Genomic DNA, 17,099 nt, shown 5'->3' on the forward strand with positions numbered 1-17,099 from the left:
GGGGAGCGACTGGGGATGGGGGGCGGAGCTTATGCGCACCAGGTAGAATCTGCGCGGCCGAGTATAATCATTCCACATGGAAACTTCCAGCGGACTGGTGCGTGTTAGCGACAGTTCAGAATCTTCCGACGTCGGCGGAAGGGGAGACGCGGCGGGCAGGGCGCCCGCCGCTCGAGGTGGTCAAGGTTGCTGTTTGTCTTGCTTGCCCTGTTGCTGATTACTTAATCCTCCTTGCTGGCTGTTGCCCGGATTCGCCTGCCCGCGCTGGGAGCTACCCTGGGCCGGGGTGCCGCCCGGCTGGCCGGCGTTGGCCGATTGCAGGTTGCCCGAGTCGGCGAGGTCGGGCGATCCGATGCCGCGATCGCGGCCGCCGTCGTTGAGGTTGCCAGCGGTGCCGGTCCTGCCGGCGCTGCTGGTGCCTACGCCGCTGAGTTCATCATGGTTGCGGCCTTTGGTGCCTTTGCCTTTGTATTCCTGGTTACTGGGCATATGCGCTCCTATTCCGTGCCGAAGCCTCCATGGTAGGCCGCCCACGGCGGCGGACAATCGGAAAACAGGCGGACGGTGCGTAGGATCACTCGGACATGACATTGACAAACCTGCCAGGGCATGGCGCAATCCAGGGTCGGACGAAATCGATGAGCAGTAGCGGCACAGGCAAGGGACGAGGTGCTGGACGGGGTTCGGGCAGGGCCACGCTGGAGCAGGTGGCGGTGCGCGCCGGGGTCTCGACGATGGACGCTTCGCGCGCCATCGGCCAGCCGGAACTGGTGCCCTCGCTGACCACGGTCGAAACCCCGCGCTACCAGGTCGGCTACCGCGCGGCGTCGCTGCTGCTGGACGTCATCGCGGGCAAGACGCCGCCGGCGCGCCGCATCGACCTCGGCTTCACCCTGCGCGAACGCGAGAGCGCCTGAATGAGGGTCCGGAGTCCGTATTACTGAAACACTGTTTCGCGGGGACGACGGTAACGCGCCGCCTACGCCGCCGCCACCGCCAACGGAAAACGCAGCGTAAAAGTACAACCCATCCCCGGACCAGCGCTGCGCGCATCCACGCTGCCGCCGTGCAGCGCGGTGAGCTCCTTCACCAGCGCGAGCCCGAGCCCGAGTCCACCTTGTGACCGGTCGATCGCGGTCGGTCCCTGCACCAGCACGTCGAAGATGGTCGGCAGGACCTCGGCGGCGATGCCGACCCCGGTATCGGCCACTTCGATCACGGCTTGCGTCCCGGCGGCGCGGGCGCGCACCGCGATGCTGCCGCCGGCCGGCGTGTACTTGATCGCGTTATGCAGCAGGTTGGCGAAGATCTGCTCGAGGCGGGTCGGGTCGGCGTCGATCCACAGCGCGCCGGCTTCGACCTTCCAAACGTGGGCGCCGGCATCGGCCAGTTCGCGCGTCGCGCAGCACTGGCGCAGCAGGGCGCCGGCATCGATGCGCGAGCGTTTGAGTGTCACCTTGCCGGACAGGATGCCGCGCACGTCGAGCAGGTCGTCGACGATGCGGGTCAGGTGGCGCACCTGGCGCCGGCCGATCTCGCGCGCGTGGGCGGCCAGCTCCGGCTTCACGCCCGGCAGGTCGAGCACCTGCAGCGCGCCGGCGATCGCCGCCAGCGGGTTGCGCAGCTCGTGGCTCAGCATGGCGAGGAAGGCGTCCTTGGCATGGCTCTGGCCCTCGGCCTCGCGCCGCGCCTCCTGTTCGCTGCGCAGCAGGGCTTCGCGCTCGTCCTGCAGCTGCTGGCGGGCGCCGCGTTCGCGCGCGAGGTCGCTGCTGGTGCGGCGCAGGCCGTCGAGCAGGGTGTCGACTTCGACGACCCGGGTCGGCGCACCGGCCGGTTCGGCGCCGCCGGCCAGGGCCTGGGCCGCCGCGTGGGCCTGGTCCAGCGATACCGAGAGCCGCTTGGCCAGGAACACGGCGATGCCGATCGCCAGTCCCATCACGCCCAGCAGGGCCAGGGCCGCGTACAGGGTGGCGGTGCGCGCCGGTCCCTCGATCTCGGGCGCCGGCACCCCGATCGCGAGGGTCCAGCCGGACAGCGGCGCGCGGGTGTAGACGCTGTAGACGTCGACGCCGTCGTGGGTGGTGTGGCGCAGGATGCCGTTCGGCTGGCGCCGCGAGGCCTGGTACAGCTCGGGGCGCACCGGCTTGCCGACCAGCTCTTCGGCGTTGCGGTTGCGGGCGATCGAGATGCCCCTGGCGTCGAAGATCGTGATCACCCAGTCGCGGCCGATGGCCGGGTCGTCGAACACACGCGCAAAGTAGGCGGCATCGAAGATCTGGCTGACCACGTAGCGCTCGCCAAGCACGCGCGGCACCGGCACGTCGATCGAGATCGTGGGACGCTTCGCCAGGATGCCGAGAAAGTAGCCGGAGACGCGGGTCTTCTGGGCCTCGTAGACATCGCCGACCCATTTCGCCTTGTAGTCCGGCAGCGGCGAGCCCCAGGGCACCAGGGTGTTCAGCCTGGGCGTGCCGTCGTAGTCCATCAGCAGGGTCCAGGACCAGGGCGTGCCGCGGTTCATGGCGCTGGCTTCGCGGTGCAGCTGGGCGAAGTCGGCGCGGCGCAGGGCCTCGGAGTTGACGATCCCGCGCAGCGAAGCGTCGGCGACGGCGATCTCGCGGTCGATCACGAGGGCGGTGGCGCGTCCGGTCTCCTGCACGCCGCGGATGCGCGATGCCCGTTCCGAGTCCAGCAGCCGGCTCAGGCCCACCGAGGCGATCAGCACCACGGGCACCAGGATGGCCGCCGCCATCAGGATCAGGTAAGTACGGGCTTTCATCCGGCTTAAGAAATTGCTAAGAAGCTACATTGTACGTGCACTCCCGTGACCGTGCTCGGCATTTCACGCGCGCGTCCCGGCCCGGCGCTTTGGGATAGCATGAGGCCCGGCACTGACACATCTACCCGGGAGGACGGCATGGCGAAAGTACTGGTTCTGTATTACTCCACCTACGGCCACATCGAAAAGATGGCGGAGGCGGTGGCCGAAGGGGCGCGCGCGGCCGGGGCCACGGTGGCACTCAAGCGCGTGCCGGAGACCGTGCCCGAACACATCGCGCGGCCGGCGCACTTCAAGCTCGATCAGCAGGCGCCGATCGCCACCGTCGACGAGCTGCCGGATTACGACGCCATCATCATCGGCGCGCCGACCCGCTACGGCCGCATGCCCTCGCAGATGGCGGCCTTCCTCGACCAGACCGGCGGCCTGTGGGCGCGCGGCGCCCTGCACGGCAAGGTCGGCGCGTCCTTTACCTCGAGCGCGACCCAGCACGGCGGCCAGGAGACCACCCAGTTCTCCATCATCACCAACCTGCTGCACCTCGGCATGGTGGTGGTCGGCCTGCCGTACAGCTTCGCCGGCCAGATGACCCTCGACGAGATCACCGGCTGCAGTCCCTACGGGGCCAGCACCATCGCGGGCGGGCAAGGGCAGCGGCAGCCCAGCCAGCTGGAGCTGGACGGGGCGCGCTTCCAGGGGGACCTGGTGGCGAAGACGGCGGCGAAGTTGTTTGGGTGATCCCGAGACAGCGCGTTCACGGTTGCGCCCTCGTCTCGGTCCACATGCCGTGGCGCGAGATGACCCAGAACGGCATCAACGCGCTGCTCAACCTGTACTACGACATGAAGCGTCCGGTGACCCGCAAATTCCCGGTCAGCGTGAGCCTGCGCGCATCGCTGTCGGAGGCTGCCGGATGCCGACGCAAGGCCGCCTGAAAGCGCCGGGAGGGCGTTTTTTGAACCCGCACTGGAAGTCTGAGAAGGCGTCAATAGAGATAATGGTCGAGGCACCGGATTCCCTGGCAGCGGCTTCACGAAGGGCGAGCATGTCCATAATGGCTGTGACTACGCGCGATAGATCCAGCCGTGCCGCAACGCCCCGCTGTGTTTTTTATGAGGCTTCGTGTAAGATATCGGCACCCATTGGGGAGTAGCCTGCTTCCGCGTCATGCGGAAGCGCTCGTATCAACATACTCGTCGCCGTTTGACTGCACCGTCGCGACGTGGTACGGGCAGCCGTCTCGGTTGGCAAGACCTTTGGCATTCCGCGTGCTCAGGCTGGGCCGTGCGGGTATGCCATCGTCTCTGCCCGGCCAGTGAGATATTCATGAATGTAGCCGCCACGCTAGCCATCGCGCTTGCCATGTCCACCGACGCCTTCGCCGTCGCCATCGGCAAGGGCGCAGCCCTGCATCGTCCCCACCTCAAGGAAGCACTGCGCACGGGCCTGATCTTCGGCGTGATCGAAGGCCTGACGCCTCTGGTCGGCTGGGCCATGGGGAAGGTGGCGGCCCCCTACGTCGAAGCCTGGGATCATTGGATCGCCTTCACCCTGCTGGGGGCGCTGGGGCTGCGCATGATCTACGCCAGCCTGAGCGCGGACGATGAGGATGAGGAAAAGCCGAGCAGTCACGCCTTCTGGCTGCTGGCGATCACCGGTTTCGCCACCAGCATCGACGCCATGGTGGTCGGCGCCAGCCTCGCCTTCATCGACGCGAATATCGTCGCCACCGCCGGCGCGATCGGCCTGGCCACCTTCGTGATGGTGACCATCGGCGTGATGCTTGGGCGCGGCCTGGGGCACCTGGTCGGCAAGCGGGCGGAGCTGATCGGCGGTTTCGTGCTGATTGCGATCGGTGCGCTGATCCTGTACGAGCACCTGGGCGCGGGTTGATTCAGGCGCCGTGGCCGGCGCGCGACTTCATCAGGCCGCGGATCGACCGGTGGAAGTCCTTCAGCACCAGCGTACCCCAAGGGGTGCCGTCGACCTTCAGGCGCGACTTGTTCACGAAGCAGGTGGTCTAGTTGGGGACTTCGCCGCCGACCTTTCCGACGACTTCCACGTGTATGCGGTGGAATGGGAGCCGCGCGAGATCCGCAGGTACCGCGACGGCATCCTCTACCACAGCGCGCCCCGACCTGGTCATGGGCGAGCGGGTGTTCGAGCAGCTTTCCGCAACCCATGCTGGTCGACTACGTGCGGGTCTACCGCCCTTCCGCTTCGGCGCCCTCCGGCACTGGCAGGTAACGCTCGCGGGTCTCGCGCGTGAGCTGGGCGATGGCGCGCAGGCAGTCGAGGGTGGGTGCGCCGGCGTTGGCATCCGCGCCCTTGGCGTACATGCGGGCCAGCCTGGTCGCGACCTCGGCTGCCCCGGGGATCTGGTCGCGGAACAGCTTGATCAGGCCGACCACCGATTCGTGCACGGCAGCGTGCAAGGCGCGCGCGATGTGTGTGCCGCCGGGATCGATTGCCAGCGATTGGGCGATGGTCTGTTCGAACTGTGTTTCCGCGCGCTGGATGAGCATGCGGAGCTGTCCTGGTGTGAACTGGTGTCGCATGATGGTCTCGTCTTTCCTACTGGTCCGCCAGGCTCTGCCCGCGCTGCGGTTCCGGATACAACTCGGGCCGCATGCGCGCATGGAGCTTTCCCGGCCGCACCCGCAGCGGTGCGCGCGGCGTGTTGGAGCGGATCGGCGTCAACGGTCCCTCGTAGGGAGGGGTGGTGTGGTCGATTTCGGTGGGTTCCGCACCACGGCCTTCGCCGGCCAGGAACTGGGCGATGGCGATCTTGACGATGGCACGGTTGCTGAGTTCGGCCGTGAGCCGCATCTTCCGGTTGTAGTACAGGAAAGTGGCGGTCATGCCGCCTGCGGTGACGATGTCGACCTTCTTCGGCAGGGAGAAGCCGTAGCGCCCGCTGGCCCACAGCTTGACGGCGCAGACGCCGGCGTCGGTTGAAGAAAAAGTAAAGTTCATGCAGGAATCGTAATCCTGCAGTCAGCCGCGCACGGAACGAAATTGTTCCAAACTATTACGAAGGGAACAGTTCTTTCCTGCGGTCAGCGATTCAGGCTATCGCGCCGTCTTCAGCATCGACGGATAGCCGACGTCTTCGGTGGCCTTCTTGAGGTCGGCCACGGTGGCCTGGGCGTCGTCGTAGACGATCACGGCTTCGCGCTTCGCGTAGCTGACCTGGACCTTGCTCACGCCCGGCACCTTGGACAAGGACGCCTTGATCGTGATCGGGCAGGTGGCGCAATCCATGGTCGGCACGTTCAGCTTGACGGTCTGCTGCTTGGCCAGCGCGAAGGGCGCGGCGCCCAGCAGGACGATGAGGGAAACGGCGTTCAGCGTTTTCATGGTCGTGGTCTCAATAGAACAGGGGAGCGATCAGCGGGAAGCCCAGCAGCAGGGCGATGAACACGGCGCAGCCGGCGAAGAGTTTGCGCATGGACGGGCGGGTGGTGGCGCAGGCCGGGTCGTCGACCGCGCAGGCCGCGGCCGGCCGGAACAGCAGCCAGCCGGCCCAGCCGAGCGCGCCCAGGGTGAGCGCGATCGCGTACGGGGTCAACGGCTTCAGCGCCGTCAGGTGGACCATCCAGGCGCCGGTAATGCCGACCAGGACCAGCACCAGCGGCAGCACGCAGCAGGTGGAGGCCAGGATCGAGGCCAGCACGGCAAACGCCATGATGCCCCCGAGTTTGCGGTCGGTCGGTTGGCGCATCGTCGGCTCGCGCTCAGATGGCGCGCGCGGTGATGGTGTACGCGAAGCTGTCCGGCGCCAGCGAGTCGTAGGCCTCGCCATGGCTTTCGGCCTGCGGGTACATCAGGAAGCCGACCTTGCCGGCGCTCGAGCCGGGCAGGCGTACGTCGTGGGCGAAGTTGTAGCCCATCCAGTTGCCTTCCCAGCCGCCGAACAGGGCCTGGCGGACCGGCGCGACCAGCGGGTGGTCCGGATCCTTGATCCAGCTCGGGGTTTCCTGGCGCATGACCTTGGCGACGTCGGCCGGATCCATCGCAACCCAGCCGTGCTGCTTCAGATAGACCTCGGCGCGGCAGTGCTGGGCACCCTGCAGGGACGCCGGCTTGCCGCCCAGTTCGCGGTAGCCGAAGGCGCTCGGTGCGATGCGGATGCCGTAGACGTCGCGCGCCGGCACGCCGGCGGCGCGGCACAGGCCGACGAACAGGCCGTTCAGGTCGGCGCACTTGCCGCCGAAGTTGCCGGTCTCCAGCATGGTCTTGATGTCGCCGGTGCCGCAGCCACGCACTTTCGGTTCGCGGAAGGTGTTCAGCACGATCCAGTCGTAGATGCGCTGGACCTTGCCTTCATCGGTCTTCGCGCCGGAGGTGATCTGCAGCGCGGTCTTTTTCACGATGCCGTCCAGCGGCATCAGGTCGGTCGGCTGCAGCCACAGTTTCAGGTCGTCCGAGGATTCGACGCCCGGGGTGCGGGTCCTCCAGTTCTCGGCGCGGTCGCGGGTCTGGATGCGCGAGACCACTTCCAGCCTGGGCGGTGCGGAGCCGTCGAATTCGGCCACCAGGAAGCGGGCGCCGTAGTGCGGGTCGTTGCCCACCTTCATGCTCTTGGCGTTGCCCGACCAGTTGTTCGACAGCGTGCGCTGCCAGTCGGTGTCGACCGAGGGCAGTGGAATCCAGACCGTCGACGGGCCGGAGGCTCGCTGCAGGTTCACGCGGGTGACCACTTCGTAGCTCTTCCAGTCGCCCGGACGCGGGTCGAAGTGGCGCTCCGCTTCGGCGGCGGCGGTCTGCGCCAGCAGGGTGCGCGGCAGGGCGCCGGCCAGCAGGACGCCGGTGGCGGCCTTGAGCAGGTGTCGGCGGTTCGTCGGTTTGCTGTCTTTCATGGTCGATTCTTCCTGTCTGGATGTCGTTGCTTATTGGCGTTGCTTATTGTCGTCGCTTATGCGTTGTTCCTGGTGCTCTTCATTCTGCCACGAGGGCGTCGATCGCCGCCTTCAGGCGGGTATCGCCGGCCCCGATCTCGCCCACGCTGCGCCAGCGTGCGCGGCCCTGGCGGTCGACCAGGATGGTGGTCGGCATCACACCGGCGGTCCACTGCCGGAACATGTCGCCGGAGCGGTCGCGCAGCACCGGGTAGGCGAAGGGATGGGCGCCGGAGAAGCGCTCGATGGTGTCGAGCGGTTCCTTGTAGTTGACGCCCACCACGGCCACCTTGTCCGGATCCTGGCGCGCCAGCGCATTCAGCACCGGCAGCTCGTCCACGCAGGGACCGCACCAGCTGGCCCAGAAATTCACCACCACCACCTTGCCGCGCAACTGGCTCAGCAACCATTCCTTGCCCTGCAGGTCTCTCAGGCGCAGGGCAGGTGTCGCCTGCATGGCCGGCCAGGGCTTCAGCATGGCATCGGCGGCGCCTGCCGTGCCCGCCAGCAGGCATGCTGCAAGCGCGAAGAAACGGCGGATGGTCCTGGTCTGCATCGGCGTCGCTACGGCTGGGAGAAAGGGCGTCATGATACCAGACTGGCGCCTGCCGGGTTCTGCACGGATAATCGCGCTTTCGCTCATGAATATGGTGTCAAGATGAATAACTGGGTCTTCCTGGCGATCGCCATCCTTGCCGAAACCGTGGCCACCACGGCCCTGAAAGCCAGCGCCGGCTTTACCCGCGCGCTGCCTTCGGCACTGGTGGTACTGGGCTATGGCATTGCCTTCTATATGCTGGCGCTGACCTTGCGTTCAATACCGCTGGGAGTGGCGTACGCGGTGTGGTCGGGGGTCGGGATCGTGCTGATTGCGTTGGCGGGCTGGTTGCTGTACGGGCAGCGGCTGGATGCCGGGGCGCTGGTGGGGATGGCGCTGATCGTGGCCGGGGTGCTGGTGATGAATCTGTTTTCGAAGACGGCTGGGCACTAGGCCTGCTGCAGGTGCCTGTCGTTCCCGCGAAAGCGGGAACCCATACTGAGCGGGCAGGGAACTTCAGCATGGATTCGCGCTTTCGCGGGAATGGCGGGTGCAGGAGGTGGCCGCCGCACTTGATCCTTGTTTTCAAACGTGCAACAGCTCGCCACTCACTGCGGTATTCTCTTCGGCAAAAATCAAGGAGACGTCATGCCCCACATCCGTTCCCTGTTTGCGCACCTGCACGCATTGCTGCTCGCGCTGCCCCTGCTGGCCGCCGCCGAACCCGCTCCCGCCACCCGCGCCTACCACAATCCCCTGACCGTACGCCTGGCCAGCGGCGAACTGGCCCAGAACTGCGCCGACCCGGCCGTGCTGCGCGACCCGCGGGCCGAGGCGCCTACCTGGTATCTGTACTGCACCAGCGACCCGGTCAGCAAGCGCGAGCGCGACCCGCAGGGCAAGGACGGCGGCTGGCATTTCCGCATGATCCCGATCTACCGCTCGACCGACCTGGTGCACTGGGATTTCGTCGCCGACGCTTTTTCCGACCGCCCGGCCGGACTGGCCGCGCCGACCTCCGGCCTGTGGGCGCCGGAACCGGAATACCTGAACGGGCGCTACTACCTCTACTTCACCGTCACCGACGTGGTCGACGCGCACAGCCCCGAGAAGGGCTGCGAAAACGACAGCGCGATCGGCGTGGCGACCTCGGATTCGCCCGCCGGTCCATGGAAGGCGAGCACCACGCCGGTGGTGATGCCGCGCCGCGCCGGACCGGGCTGCAACTTCCACTGGACCTTCGATCCCAAGGTGATCGAAGACGGAGGGCGCAAATACCTCTACTACGGCAGCTATGGCGGCGGCATCTTCGTGACGCGGCTGAGCGACGACGGCCTGCGCGCCATCGGTGTGGCCACGATGGTCGGCGCGCCGGGCCGCTACGAGGGCGCCGAGGTCAAGCGCCACGACGGCTGGTGGTATCTGTTCGCATCAAGCACCGATTGCTGCAACGGCCCGCTGACCGGCTACGCCGTCTTCACCGGCCGCGCACGCACGCCGGAAGGCCCCTTCCTCGATCGCTACGGCAAGGACATGGCCAAGGGACGCGCGGGCGGCACGCCGCTGCTGCTCCAGAACGGCAACCGCTGGGTCGGGGTCGGCCACAACACCGTGTTCACGGACGCCGCCGGCCAGTGGTGGACCATCTACCACGGCATCGACGTCAACGAGCCCTTCTTCAGCGCCAAGGACAAGCTGACCCGGCGCCTGGCGCTGCTGGACCGTATCGACTGGGTCGGCGGCTGGCCGGTGGCGGGTGGCGGACTGGCCCCGAGCGACCAGGCGATGGCGGCACCGATCGTGCTCGAGGGCGCGCGCGCCGAGGCGCATCCGCTGGCGGTGCAGGTGGCGCCGCGTGTGCGCCCGCTGTGGCACGACGACTTCCGGGGCAAGGCCCTGAAACCGCGCTGGCACTGGCTGCGCCCCCGCGCCGACGGCGGCTGGTCGCTCGGCGGCAAAGGCTTGACGATGGCGACCCAGGACGCCGACCTCTACGTCGACCGCAACACCGCCAGCGTGCTGCAGGCGGCGCTGCCGGATGGCGACTACCGCGTCGAGGCGGAGATCCGCCTTGATGCGCCCGAGGACTGCTGCGCCACCGCGGTGCAGGCCGGCCTGGTGGTCATGCGCGACGACGACAACTACGTCAAGCTGGTCGAGATGGCGCGCGGTGGGCTGCGCCAGGTCGAGTTCGCGAAGGAGGTCGCGCCCGTCGAGCAGTACCAGCCGCGCTACGGGAATACCCTGGCCGGCACGCCGGGCCCCACCACCTGGCTGCGTCTCGATGTCCACCGCACAGGGGGGCAGGAACGTTATATGGCTTATTCGAGCCAGGACGGGCGCACCTGGACCGGCGGCGGAACCTGGACGCACCGCCTCGGCAAGGACGCCCGCCTCGGGCTCGTCGCGATGGGCGGCGCCGGACGGCACGCTACCTTCGTGCGGGTCGCCGTCGGCAGCCTGTCGCCTTAAAAACACAGGGCGTGAAACCGTTTGTAACGGTGTTCGAAAGCGCTTGCTTTCATGGACGGCGGGTCATTAAATAGACTTCATAAGAACACCGAAGACCAGGAGTTCATCGTGGAATACCCCCGCCCCCAACTGCGGCGCGCCGCGTGGCGCAGCCTGGATGGCCCATGGCAGGCCATGCTCGACGACATGGCCGCCTGCGCCGACCCTCCCGAAGTGAACTGGGACCGCACCATCGTGGTGCCGTATCCGCCCGAGGCGCGCGCCAGCGGCGTCCACGACCGCGGCTACCGGCGCCGGGTCTGGTACAAGCGCCAGATCCAGCTCGACCCGTCGATGACACCGTCGCGCGAGGAACGCCTGATGCTGCACTTCGGCGCCGTCAACTACCGCGCCAGGGTGTGGGTGAACGGGCGTTTCGCGGTCGAGCACCGCGGCGGCCACAGCCCGTTCTCGATCGACGTCAGCCGCCACCTCGACGGTTCGCTGCTCGAGGTGGTGGTGCAGGCCGAGGACGATCCGCAGGACATGCACAAGGCGCGCGGCAAGATGGACTGGGAGCCGGAGCCGCACAAGATCTGGTATCCGCGCACCAGCGGGATCTGGCGCACGGTGTGGATCGAGAAGGTGCCGCGCGCCCACGTGAGCCAGCTGCGCTGGATCGCCGACGTCGCGTCCTGGCAGATCCGGCTCGATGCCGACATCGCCCACGTGCCCGACGGCGGCATCGCCAACGTGACCCTGAGCCTCGGCGACAAGCTGCTGGTGGCCGATCGCTGCCTGCTGACCGGGCCGCGCCTGTCGCGCATCTTCCAGCTGCCCGACCCCGGCATCGACGACGCCCGTGCGCTGTGGATGTGGAGTCCGGAAAGCCCGCAACTGATCGACGCCGAGATCGAGATCCGCTCGGCCGACGGCAACCTGATCGACAGCGTGCAGAGCTACACGGCGCTGCGCACGGTGAGCGTCGAGGGCGACCGCTTCGTCCTGAACAGCCGTCCGTATTTCCTGCGCATGGTGCTCGACCAGGGCTACTGGCCGGACAGCCTGATGGTGGCCTCCAGCGACCAGCTGCGCCACGACGTCCTGCTGATCAAGCGGCTGGGCTTCAACGGCGTGCGCAAGCACCAGAAGTCCGAGGACCCGCGCTGGCTCTACTGGTGCGACGTGCTGGGCCTGTGCGTGTGGGGCGAGATGCCCTCGGCCTACGGCTTCTCGAGCGCCACCGTGCACGGCGTGATGGAGGAGTGGAAGGAACTGGTCGAGCGCGACATCTCCCATCCCTGTATCGTGGCCTGGGTGCCGACCAACGAATCCTGGGGCGTGCCGGAGCTGATGAACGACCGCCGCCAGGTCGACTTCGTGCGCGCGCTCTACCACATGACCCGGGCGCTGGACGGCACCCGTCCGGTGGTCGGCAACGACGGCTGGGAGATGCCCTGCGGCGACCTGGTCTGCGTCCACGACTACGAGCAGGACCCGAAGGTGCTGGTCGAGCGCTACGGCAGCCGCGACGCCGTCGCCTACACCCTGCAGCACGTGCAGCCGGACCGCCGGCGCCTGGTCATCGACGGCTTCACCGGCGTCGGCAAGCCGCTCTTCCTGTCCGAATTCGGCGGCATCGCCGTCATGAAGAACAGCGAGGAGCCGGGCTGGGGCTATTCGGTGGCGAAGGACGGCAAGGAGCTGCTGGCGCGCTACCAGCTCTTGATGTCCGCGATCCACGCCTGCCGTCCGCTGTCCGGTTTCTGCTACACCCAGCTGGCCGATACCTTCCTCGAAAAGAACGGCCTGCTGAGCGAGGACAGGGTGCCGAAGGCGCCCGTGGACGCGCTGGCGGCGGCCACGCGCGGCCCTGACGCCCACCTGCACGACTGGCACCTCGACCCCCTCGGGCACGCGAAACGCTGGCTGGCTCGGCGCGGACCGGATTTCCCGATAGAATGGACGCGCGTCGGAGAAATTGCAGAAGTGATAGCCTATCCGGGCGAGCGCCAGGCCAGCGGCGGCGTATCGAACGGCAGCGGATCGAACGGTCCGGGGCCGGACGATCCACCGGCAACGCCGCCGGCAGGAGCTGGGGGATTCGAGCGCCGGGGCCGTGGTGGCGCGGGAGCGCGGCCGCGGCGTCGGGTAGCCTGAAGGGCAGGCGAGGCAGGCGACGGCGCTACGGTCAAAACAACGAGAAGATTGGAGACGATGTGGCGAGACGAGGCTGGAGCCTCGCCGCCGCCGTCGCGCTGCTGGTGACGCTGGCCGCCGGGCCGGCGCCGGCGTGGGCGCAGGTTGAAGTCAGGATGTGGACCCTGCTGAGCGGGGGCGACGGCGCCCGCATGCGGGCCCTGGTCGATGACTTCAACGCCAGCCAGCGCGAGGTGCGCGTGGTGAGCACGACCCTGAAATGGGGTGAGCCGTTCTATACGAAGCTGATCACCTCCTCGGTGGTCGGCGCCGGGCCGGACCTGGCCACGATCCATTTGTCGCGCCTGGTCAACCTGGCCGGCGGCGGCGTGCTGCGGCCGATCTCGGACGCCGAGCTGGCCCGGGTCGGCCTGAAGGGCAGCGACTACCTGCCGCGCCAATGGGAGAAGGCGCGCTGGCAGGGCAAGACCTGGGCGGTGCCGCTGGACGTGCACCCGCTGGTCCTCTACTACAACAAGAAACTCGCCGGCCAGGCCGGCCTGCTGGGCGCCGACGGCAGTCTCAAGCCCATCGAGGGCGTCGACGCACTCAGCGATGCCTTCCGCGTCGCCACCGAGCGCACGGGCCGCCACGGCCTGACCATGGAGAGCAGCCAGAGCTCGTTCGCGATCTGGCGCCTGTGGCTGGCGATGCTGGCCCAGCAGAACATCGCCATCGTCCGCAACGGCCAGTACAGCTACGGCCCGGCCGGCGAAGCCACGTTGGCCCGCATCAGCGACTGGTTCCGCAAGGGCTATGCCCAGGCCGGCCTCGACTACCCGGCTTCCACCAGCCAGTTCATGGGCGGCAGCGCCACCTTTATGCTGAACGGCGTGTGGGAAGTGCCGGAACTGGTGCGCGCCACCAGGGCCGGCACGCTGGGCTTCGACTACGGCATCGTCCCGCTGCCGAAGATGTACGCGAACGCCAGCACCTGGGCCGATTCCCACGCCTTCGCCATTCCCGCGAACGCCGGCAATCCGGCCTCAACGGCCAAAGTGAACGCCGTGCTGCGCTTCGTCGCCTACGTCGGCAAGCATTCCCTCGGCTGGGCCGAGGGCGGCCACATCCCGGCCTACCGCTCGGTGGCGGAGTCGCCGGAGGCGCTGGCGCTGCAGCCGAACGCCCAGTATGCGGAGGCGGCGCATAAGGTGGTCTACGATCCGGATGGCTGGTATATGGGCGCGGCGGGTCCGCTGGAAGCGATCGCCTCCAAATTCCTGCCGGCCGCGCTGTACGGCTACATGACGCCGGCCCAGGCCATCAAGCGCTTCGAACAGGAAGGCGCGCGCCTGATTCGCAAGCAGCCGCCACGCTACTGAGGAGATCGATGAAACCGAACGACTTCGTCCTGGCAAGCGCGCGCCGCGAGGGCCTGCCGGCGACCCTGCTGCTGGCGCCTTTCGTGATCGCCTTCCTGCTGTTTTTCCTGATCCCGGCCGGCATCACCTTCTGGATGAGCCTTACCGAGAGCAGCCTGACCCGTACCAATGCCTTCATCGGCCTGGACAACTACCACACCCTGCTGAACGACCCCTCGTTCTGGGATTCGGTGCTGAACACCTTCTATTTTGCCCTGCTGACCGTGATCCCGCTGACGGTGCTGGGGCTGGTGATGGCGCTGCTGGTCAACCGTTTCGTCAAGGCCCAGGCCTGGCTGCAGGGCGTGTTCTTCCTGCCCTTCGTGCTGCCGATCTCGGTGATGACCCTGATTGCGGACTGGATGCTGCAGCCCTCGTCCGGCGTGATCAACCACATCCTCGGCGGCCAGCGTCCCTGGCTGGCGGATCCCTACTGGGCGCTGCCGGCGGTGGCGATCGGCACGGTCTGGTGGACGGTCGGCTTCAACATGCTGCTGTTCCTGGCCGGCCTGCGCAATATCCCGGCCGATCTCTACGAGGCGGCGGCGCTGGACGGGGCGCGCGGCTTCAAGCTGTTCCGCTCGATCACCTGGCCGGCGCTGCGCCCGGTGGCGACCACCGCCCTGATCCTGCAGATCATCGCCTCGCTGAAGGTGTTCGGCCAGACCTATATCCTGACCTCCGGCGGGCCCTTCAACACGACCCGGGTCACCTTGCACTACATGTACGAAACCGCGTTTACCCAGAGCGACGCCGGCTATGCGGCGGCCATCGCGATGGCGTTCGTGACCATCGTGATCCTGCTGTCGATACTGCAGGCCGGCGTCGTGCGCTTGCTGGCGAGGAGGGAAGCATGAGGGAGAGCATCACGCGCCGTTCCAACCTTGGCTGGACCATCGTCGGCGTACTGGCCGCCGTGCTGCTGGCCGCGCTGTGGGCGGCACCCCTGCTGTGGGCGCTGTCGACGGCCCTGCGGCCCGAGCTGGAGACCGTCTCCGCCGACTTCCACTGGCTGCCGCAGACCTGGACCCTGGACGCCTTCGCCAGGACCCTCGGCGCCGGCAACGTGGTGCGCTGGCTGTTCAACAGCTTCCTGGTGGCGCTGCTGGTAACCGTCGTCACGATGGCGATCAGCCTGATGGCGGCCTATGCTTTCTCGCAGCTGCGCTTCCGCGGGCGCACCGTGCTGTTCGGCGTCGCCATGCTGGCGTTCCTGCTGCCGTTCGAGGCGCTGCTGGTGCCGCTGTTCCGCACCATGAACCAGCTCGGGCTGATCAACACCTATGCCGGCATCGTGCTGCCGCAGGTGGTGTCGCCGGTGGTGATCTATGTGTTCAAGCAGTTCTTCGACGAGATCCCGGCCGACTTCCGTGAAGCCGCGACGATGGACGGCGCCGGCCCGCTGCGCGTATTGTGGAGCGTCTACCTGCCGATCTCGGGAAATATCGTGTGGGCGATGGCGATCGTGACCTTCATCGCCGCCTGGAACAACTTCCTGTGGCCCTTCATCATCGTCACCTCGAACGACATGATGACGATCCCGCTGGGGCTGACCCAGACCTACGACGCCTTCGGGGTGCGCTACGCCCAGCTGATGGCGGCGGCGCTGCTGGGCGCGATGCCGGTGGCGCTGGCCTATATCGCTTTCCAGCGCCGGGTCACGCAGGGCTTCCTGGCGGCGAGCGGCTTGAAGGGATGATGGAACAAGAAGAGGAGCGGGTATGGCATCGGTAAGGCTGCGCGGCATCAGGAAGGACTACGGAAACAATCCCGTCATCAAGGGCATCGACCTGGACATCGGGGACGGCGAGTTCGTCGTCTTCGTCGGCCCCTCGGGCTGCGGCAAGTCGACCCTGCTGCGCATCATTGCCGGGCTCGAGGACGTGACCGAGGGCGAACTCGAGATCGGCGGGGTGCCCAGCAACGACGTCGACCCGTCCCGGCGCGGCATCGCCATGGTATTCCAGAGCTATGCGCTGTACCCGCACATGACGGTGGCCGAGAACATGGGTTTCGCCCTGACGCTGGCGAGGGTAGCCCGGGACGAGATCCGCGAACGGGTCGGGCGCGCCGCCGAGATCCTGCAGATCGCCCACCTGCTCGACAGGAAGCCGAAAGCCCTGTCCGGCGGCCAGCGCCAGCGGGTGGCGATCGGCCGCGCCATCGTGCGCAAGCCCGAGGTCTTCCTCTTCGACGAGCCGCTGTCGAACCTGGACGCGGCGCTGCGCGCCCAGACCCGGGTCGAACTGGCGCGCCTGCACCGCGAACTGGCCACCACCATGATCTACGTGACCCACGACCAGGTGGAGGCCATGACCCTGGGCCAGAAGATCGTGGTCTTCAACGGCGGCCGCATCGAGCAGGTCGGCACGCCGCTCGAACTTTATGAACGGCCGGCCAACCTGTTCGTGGCGGGCTTCCTGGGTTCGCCGCGCATGAACTTCCTGGACGCCAGCCTGGTGGGCGAGCAGGGCGCCATCGCCACGGTCCGGCTGGCGGGCGGCGCCGAGGTCGAGGTCGCCGCCGACGCCGCCAACGCGCCGGTCGGCGCCAGGGTGACGCTGGGCGTGCGGCCCGAACACCTGCGCCTGCAGCGGGCGGAAGGCGGCGCCGGCGGGGAGGGCATCCTGGGCACGGTGGGCCTGGTCGAATACCTGGGCGACGTCATGCTGGCCTATGTGCAGGTCGAGGGCGTCGCCGAGATGGTGGCAGTGAAGTGCAACGGCGGCCAGGCGCTGCCGGCGCTCGGCAGCCGCGTCCTGCTGGCTTTCGACCCGGCCGCGGCCTATCTGTTCGGCGCCGACGGCGCGGCGATGCCGGCGCGCAGCCGCGCCGTGCTGGCGGCGGCCACGGCGGGCTAGGGGCGCGTC

At 67.8% G+C, this 17,099-nt stretch carries 19 protein-coding genes and 1 riboswitch; of the genes, 11 read left to right on the top strand and 8 right to left on the bottom strand.

Annotated features, from left to right (window positions below):
- Nucleotides 1–180 precede the first annotated feature (180 nt).
- The gene (locus AC1DOP_RS11555) at nt 181–489 is read right to left on the bottom strand and encodes a hypothetical protein (protein ID WP_442121521.1); all 309 of its coding nucleotides are present in this window, start codon (nt 487–489) and stop codon (nt 181–183) included.
- A 149-nt stretch (nt 490–638) separates the two neighbouring features.
- Between AC1DOP_RS11555 and AC1DOP_RS11560 the strand changes: the two genes are divergently transcribed.
- Entirely contained in the window at nt 639–917 is a 279-nt protein-coding gene (locus tag AC1DOP_RS11560; RefSeq protein ID WP_442121520.1) for a substrate-binding domain-containing protein, read from the top strand.
- 62 nt (nt 918–979) lie between these two features.
- Here the strand turns inward: AC1DOP_RS11560 and AC1DOP_RS11565 are convergent, their stop codons facing one another.
- Nucleotides 980–2,779, bottom strand: a complete 1,800-nt coding sequence (locus AC1DOP_RS11565) for a sensor histidine kinase (protein ID WP_477251222.1) — start codon at nt 2,777–2,779, stop codon at nt 980–982.
- A gap of 138 nt (nt 2,780–2,917) precedes the next feature.
- Between AC1DOP_RS11565 and wrbA the strand changes: the two genes are divergently transcribed.
- From wrbA to mntP, 3 genes are all read left to right on the top strand, one after another.
- Nucleotides 2,918–3,517, top strand: a complete 600-nt coding sequence (gene wrbA / locus AC1DOP_RS11570) for an NAD(P)H:quinone oxidoreductase (RefSeq protein WP_442121518.1) — start codon at nt 2,918–2,920, stop codon at nt 3,515–3,517.
- Complete coding sequence (locus AC1DOP_RS11575) at nt 3,514–3,714, top strand: hypothetical protein (RefSeq protein WP_442121517.1); 201 nt, start codon at nt 3,514–3,516, stop codon at nt 3,712–3,714. Before wrbA ends, AC1DOP_RS11575 begins: the two co-directional genes overlap by 4 nt.
- 197 nt (nt 3,715–3,911) lie before the next feature.
- Nucleotides 3,912–4,096: riboswitch (yybP-ykoY riboswitch) on the top strand.
- A gap of 9 nt (nt 4,097–4,105) precedes the next feature.
- Nucleotides 4,106–4,672 carry a manganese efflux pump MntP gene (gene mntP / locus AC1DOP_RS11580; RefSeq protein ID WP_442121516.1) on the top strand — a complete coding sequence of 189 codons (567 nt, stop codon included), beginning with the start codon at nt 4,106–4,108 and terminating at the stop codon, nt 4,670–4,672.
- A 311-nt stretch (nt 4,673–4,983) separates the two neighbouring features.
- Here the strand turns inward: mntP and AC1DOP_RS11585 are convergent, their stop codons facing one another.
- The 6 genes from AC1DOP_RS11585 to AC1DOP_RS11610 all read right to left on the bottom strand — a co-directional run bounded on the left by AC1DOP_RS11585 (nt 4,984) and on the right by AC1DOP_RS11610 (nt 8,269).
- Nucleotides 4,984–5,304 carry a hypothetical protein gene (locus AC1DOP_RS11585; protein ID WP_477251226.1) on the bottom strand — a complete coding sequence of 107 codons (321 nt, stop codon included), beginning with the start codon at nt 5,302–5,304 and terminating at the stop codon, nt 4,984–4,986.
- 49 nt (nt 5,305–5,353) lie between these two features.
- On the bottom strand, nt 5,354–5,755 hold the full coding sequence (locus AC1DOP_RS11590; RefSeq protein ID WP_442121514.1) for a hypothetical protein: 402 nt from the start codon (nt 5,753–5,755) through the stop codon (nt 5,354–5,356).
- A 96-nt stretch (nt 5,756–5,851) separates the two neighbouring features.
- Nucleotides 5,852–6,139, bottom strand: a complete 288-nt coding sequence (gene merP, locus AC1DOP_RS11595) for a mercury resistance system periplasmic binding protein MerP (protein ID WP_442121513.1) — start codon at nt 6,137–6,139, stop codon at nt 5,852–5,854.
- Nucleotides 6,140–6,149: 10 nt separating this feature from the next.
- Complete coding sequence (locus AC1DOP_RS11600) at nt 6,150–6,503, bottom strand: mercuric transporter MerT family protein (protein WP_442121512.1); 354 nt, start codon at nt 6,501–6,503, stop codon at nt 6,150–6,152.
- Nucleotides 6,504–6,516: 13 nt separating this feature from the next.
- Nucleotides 6,517–7,641 carry a transglutaminase-like domain-containing protein gene (locus tag AC1DOP_RS11605; RefSeq protein WP_477251229.1) on the bottom strand — a complete coding sequence of 375 codons (1,125 nt, stop codon included), beginning with the start codon at nt 7,639–7,641 and terminating at the stop codon, nt 6,517–6,519.
- 79 nt (nt 7,642–7,720) lie between these two features.
- Nucleotides 7,721–8,269 (bottom strand): TlpA family protein disulfide reductase, encoded by a 549-nt coding sequence (locus AC1DOP_RS11610; protein WP_442121510.1) that lies wholly within the window; start codon nt 8,267–8,269, stop codon nt 7,721–7,723.
- A gap of 69 nt (nt 8,270–8,338) precedes the next feature.
- Between AC1DOP_RS11610 and AC1DOP_RS11615 the strand changes: the two genes are divergently transcribed.
- From AC1DOP_RS11615 to AC1DOP_RS11645, 7 genes are all read left to right on the top strand, one after another.
- Entirely contained in the window at nt 8,339–8,671 is a 333-nt protein-coding gene (locus AC1DOP_RS11615) for a DMT family transporter (protein WP_477251231.1), read from the top strand.
- Nucleotides 8,672–8,866: 195 nt separating this feature from the next.
- Nucleotides 8,867–10,690, top strand: a complete 1,824-nt coding sequence (locus AC1DOP_RS11620) for a family 43 glycosylhydrolase (RefSeq protein WP_477251233.1) — start codon at nt 8,867–8,869, stop codon at nt 10,688–10,690.
- A 108-nt stretch (nt 10,691–10,798) separates the two neighbouring features.
- Nucleotides 10,799–12,829, top strand: coding sequence for a glycoside hydrolase family 2 protein (locus AC1DOP_RS11625; protein WP_477251235.1), 2,031 nt, complete (start codon nt 10,799–10,801; stop codon nt 12,827–12,829).
- 59 nt (nt 12,830–12,888) lie between these two features.
- The gene (locus AC1DOP_RS11630; protein WP_477251238.1) at nt 12,889–14,190 is read left to right on the top strand and encodes an extracellular solute-binding protein; all 1,302 of its coding nucleotides are present in this window, start codon (nt 12,889–12,891) and stop codon (nt 14,188–14,190) included.
- A gap of 8 nt (nt 14,191–14,198) precedes the next feature.
- Nucleotides 14,199–15,086 (top strand): carbohydrate ABC transporter permease, encoded by an 888-nt coding sequence (locus AC1DOP_RS11635; protein WP_442121505.1) that lies wholly within the window; start codon nt 14,199–14,201, stop codon nt 15,084–15,086.
- Entirely contained in the window at nt 15,083–15,928 is an 846-nt protein-coding gene (locus AC1DOP_RS11640) for a carbohydrate ABC transporter permease (RefSeq protein ID WP_477251240.1), read from the top strand. Before AC1DOP_RS11635 ends, AC1DOP_RS11640 begins: the two co-directional genes overlap by 4 nt.
- Before the next feature lie 22 nt (nt 15,929–15,950).
- Nucleotides 15,951–17,090, top strand: coding sequence for an ABC transporter ATP-binding protein (locus tag AC1DOP_RS11645; RefSeq protein ID WP_477251242.1), 1,140 nt, complete (start codon nt 15,951–15,953; stop codon nt 17,088–17,090).
- Nucleotides 17,091–17,099: the final 9 nt, after the last annotated feature.

This window comes from Massilia sp. 01N410 (assembly GCF_056399665.1).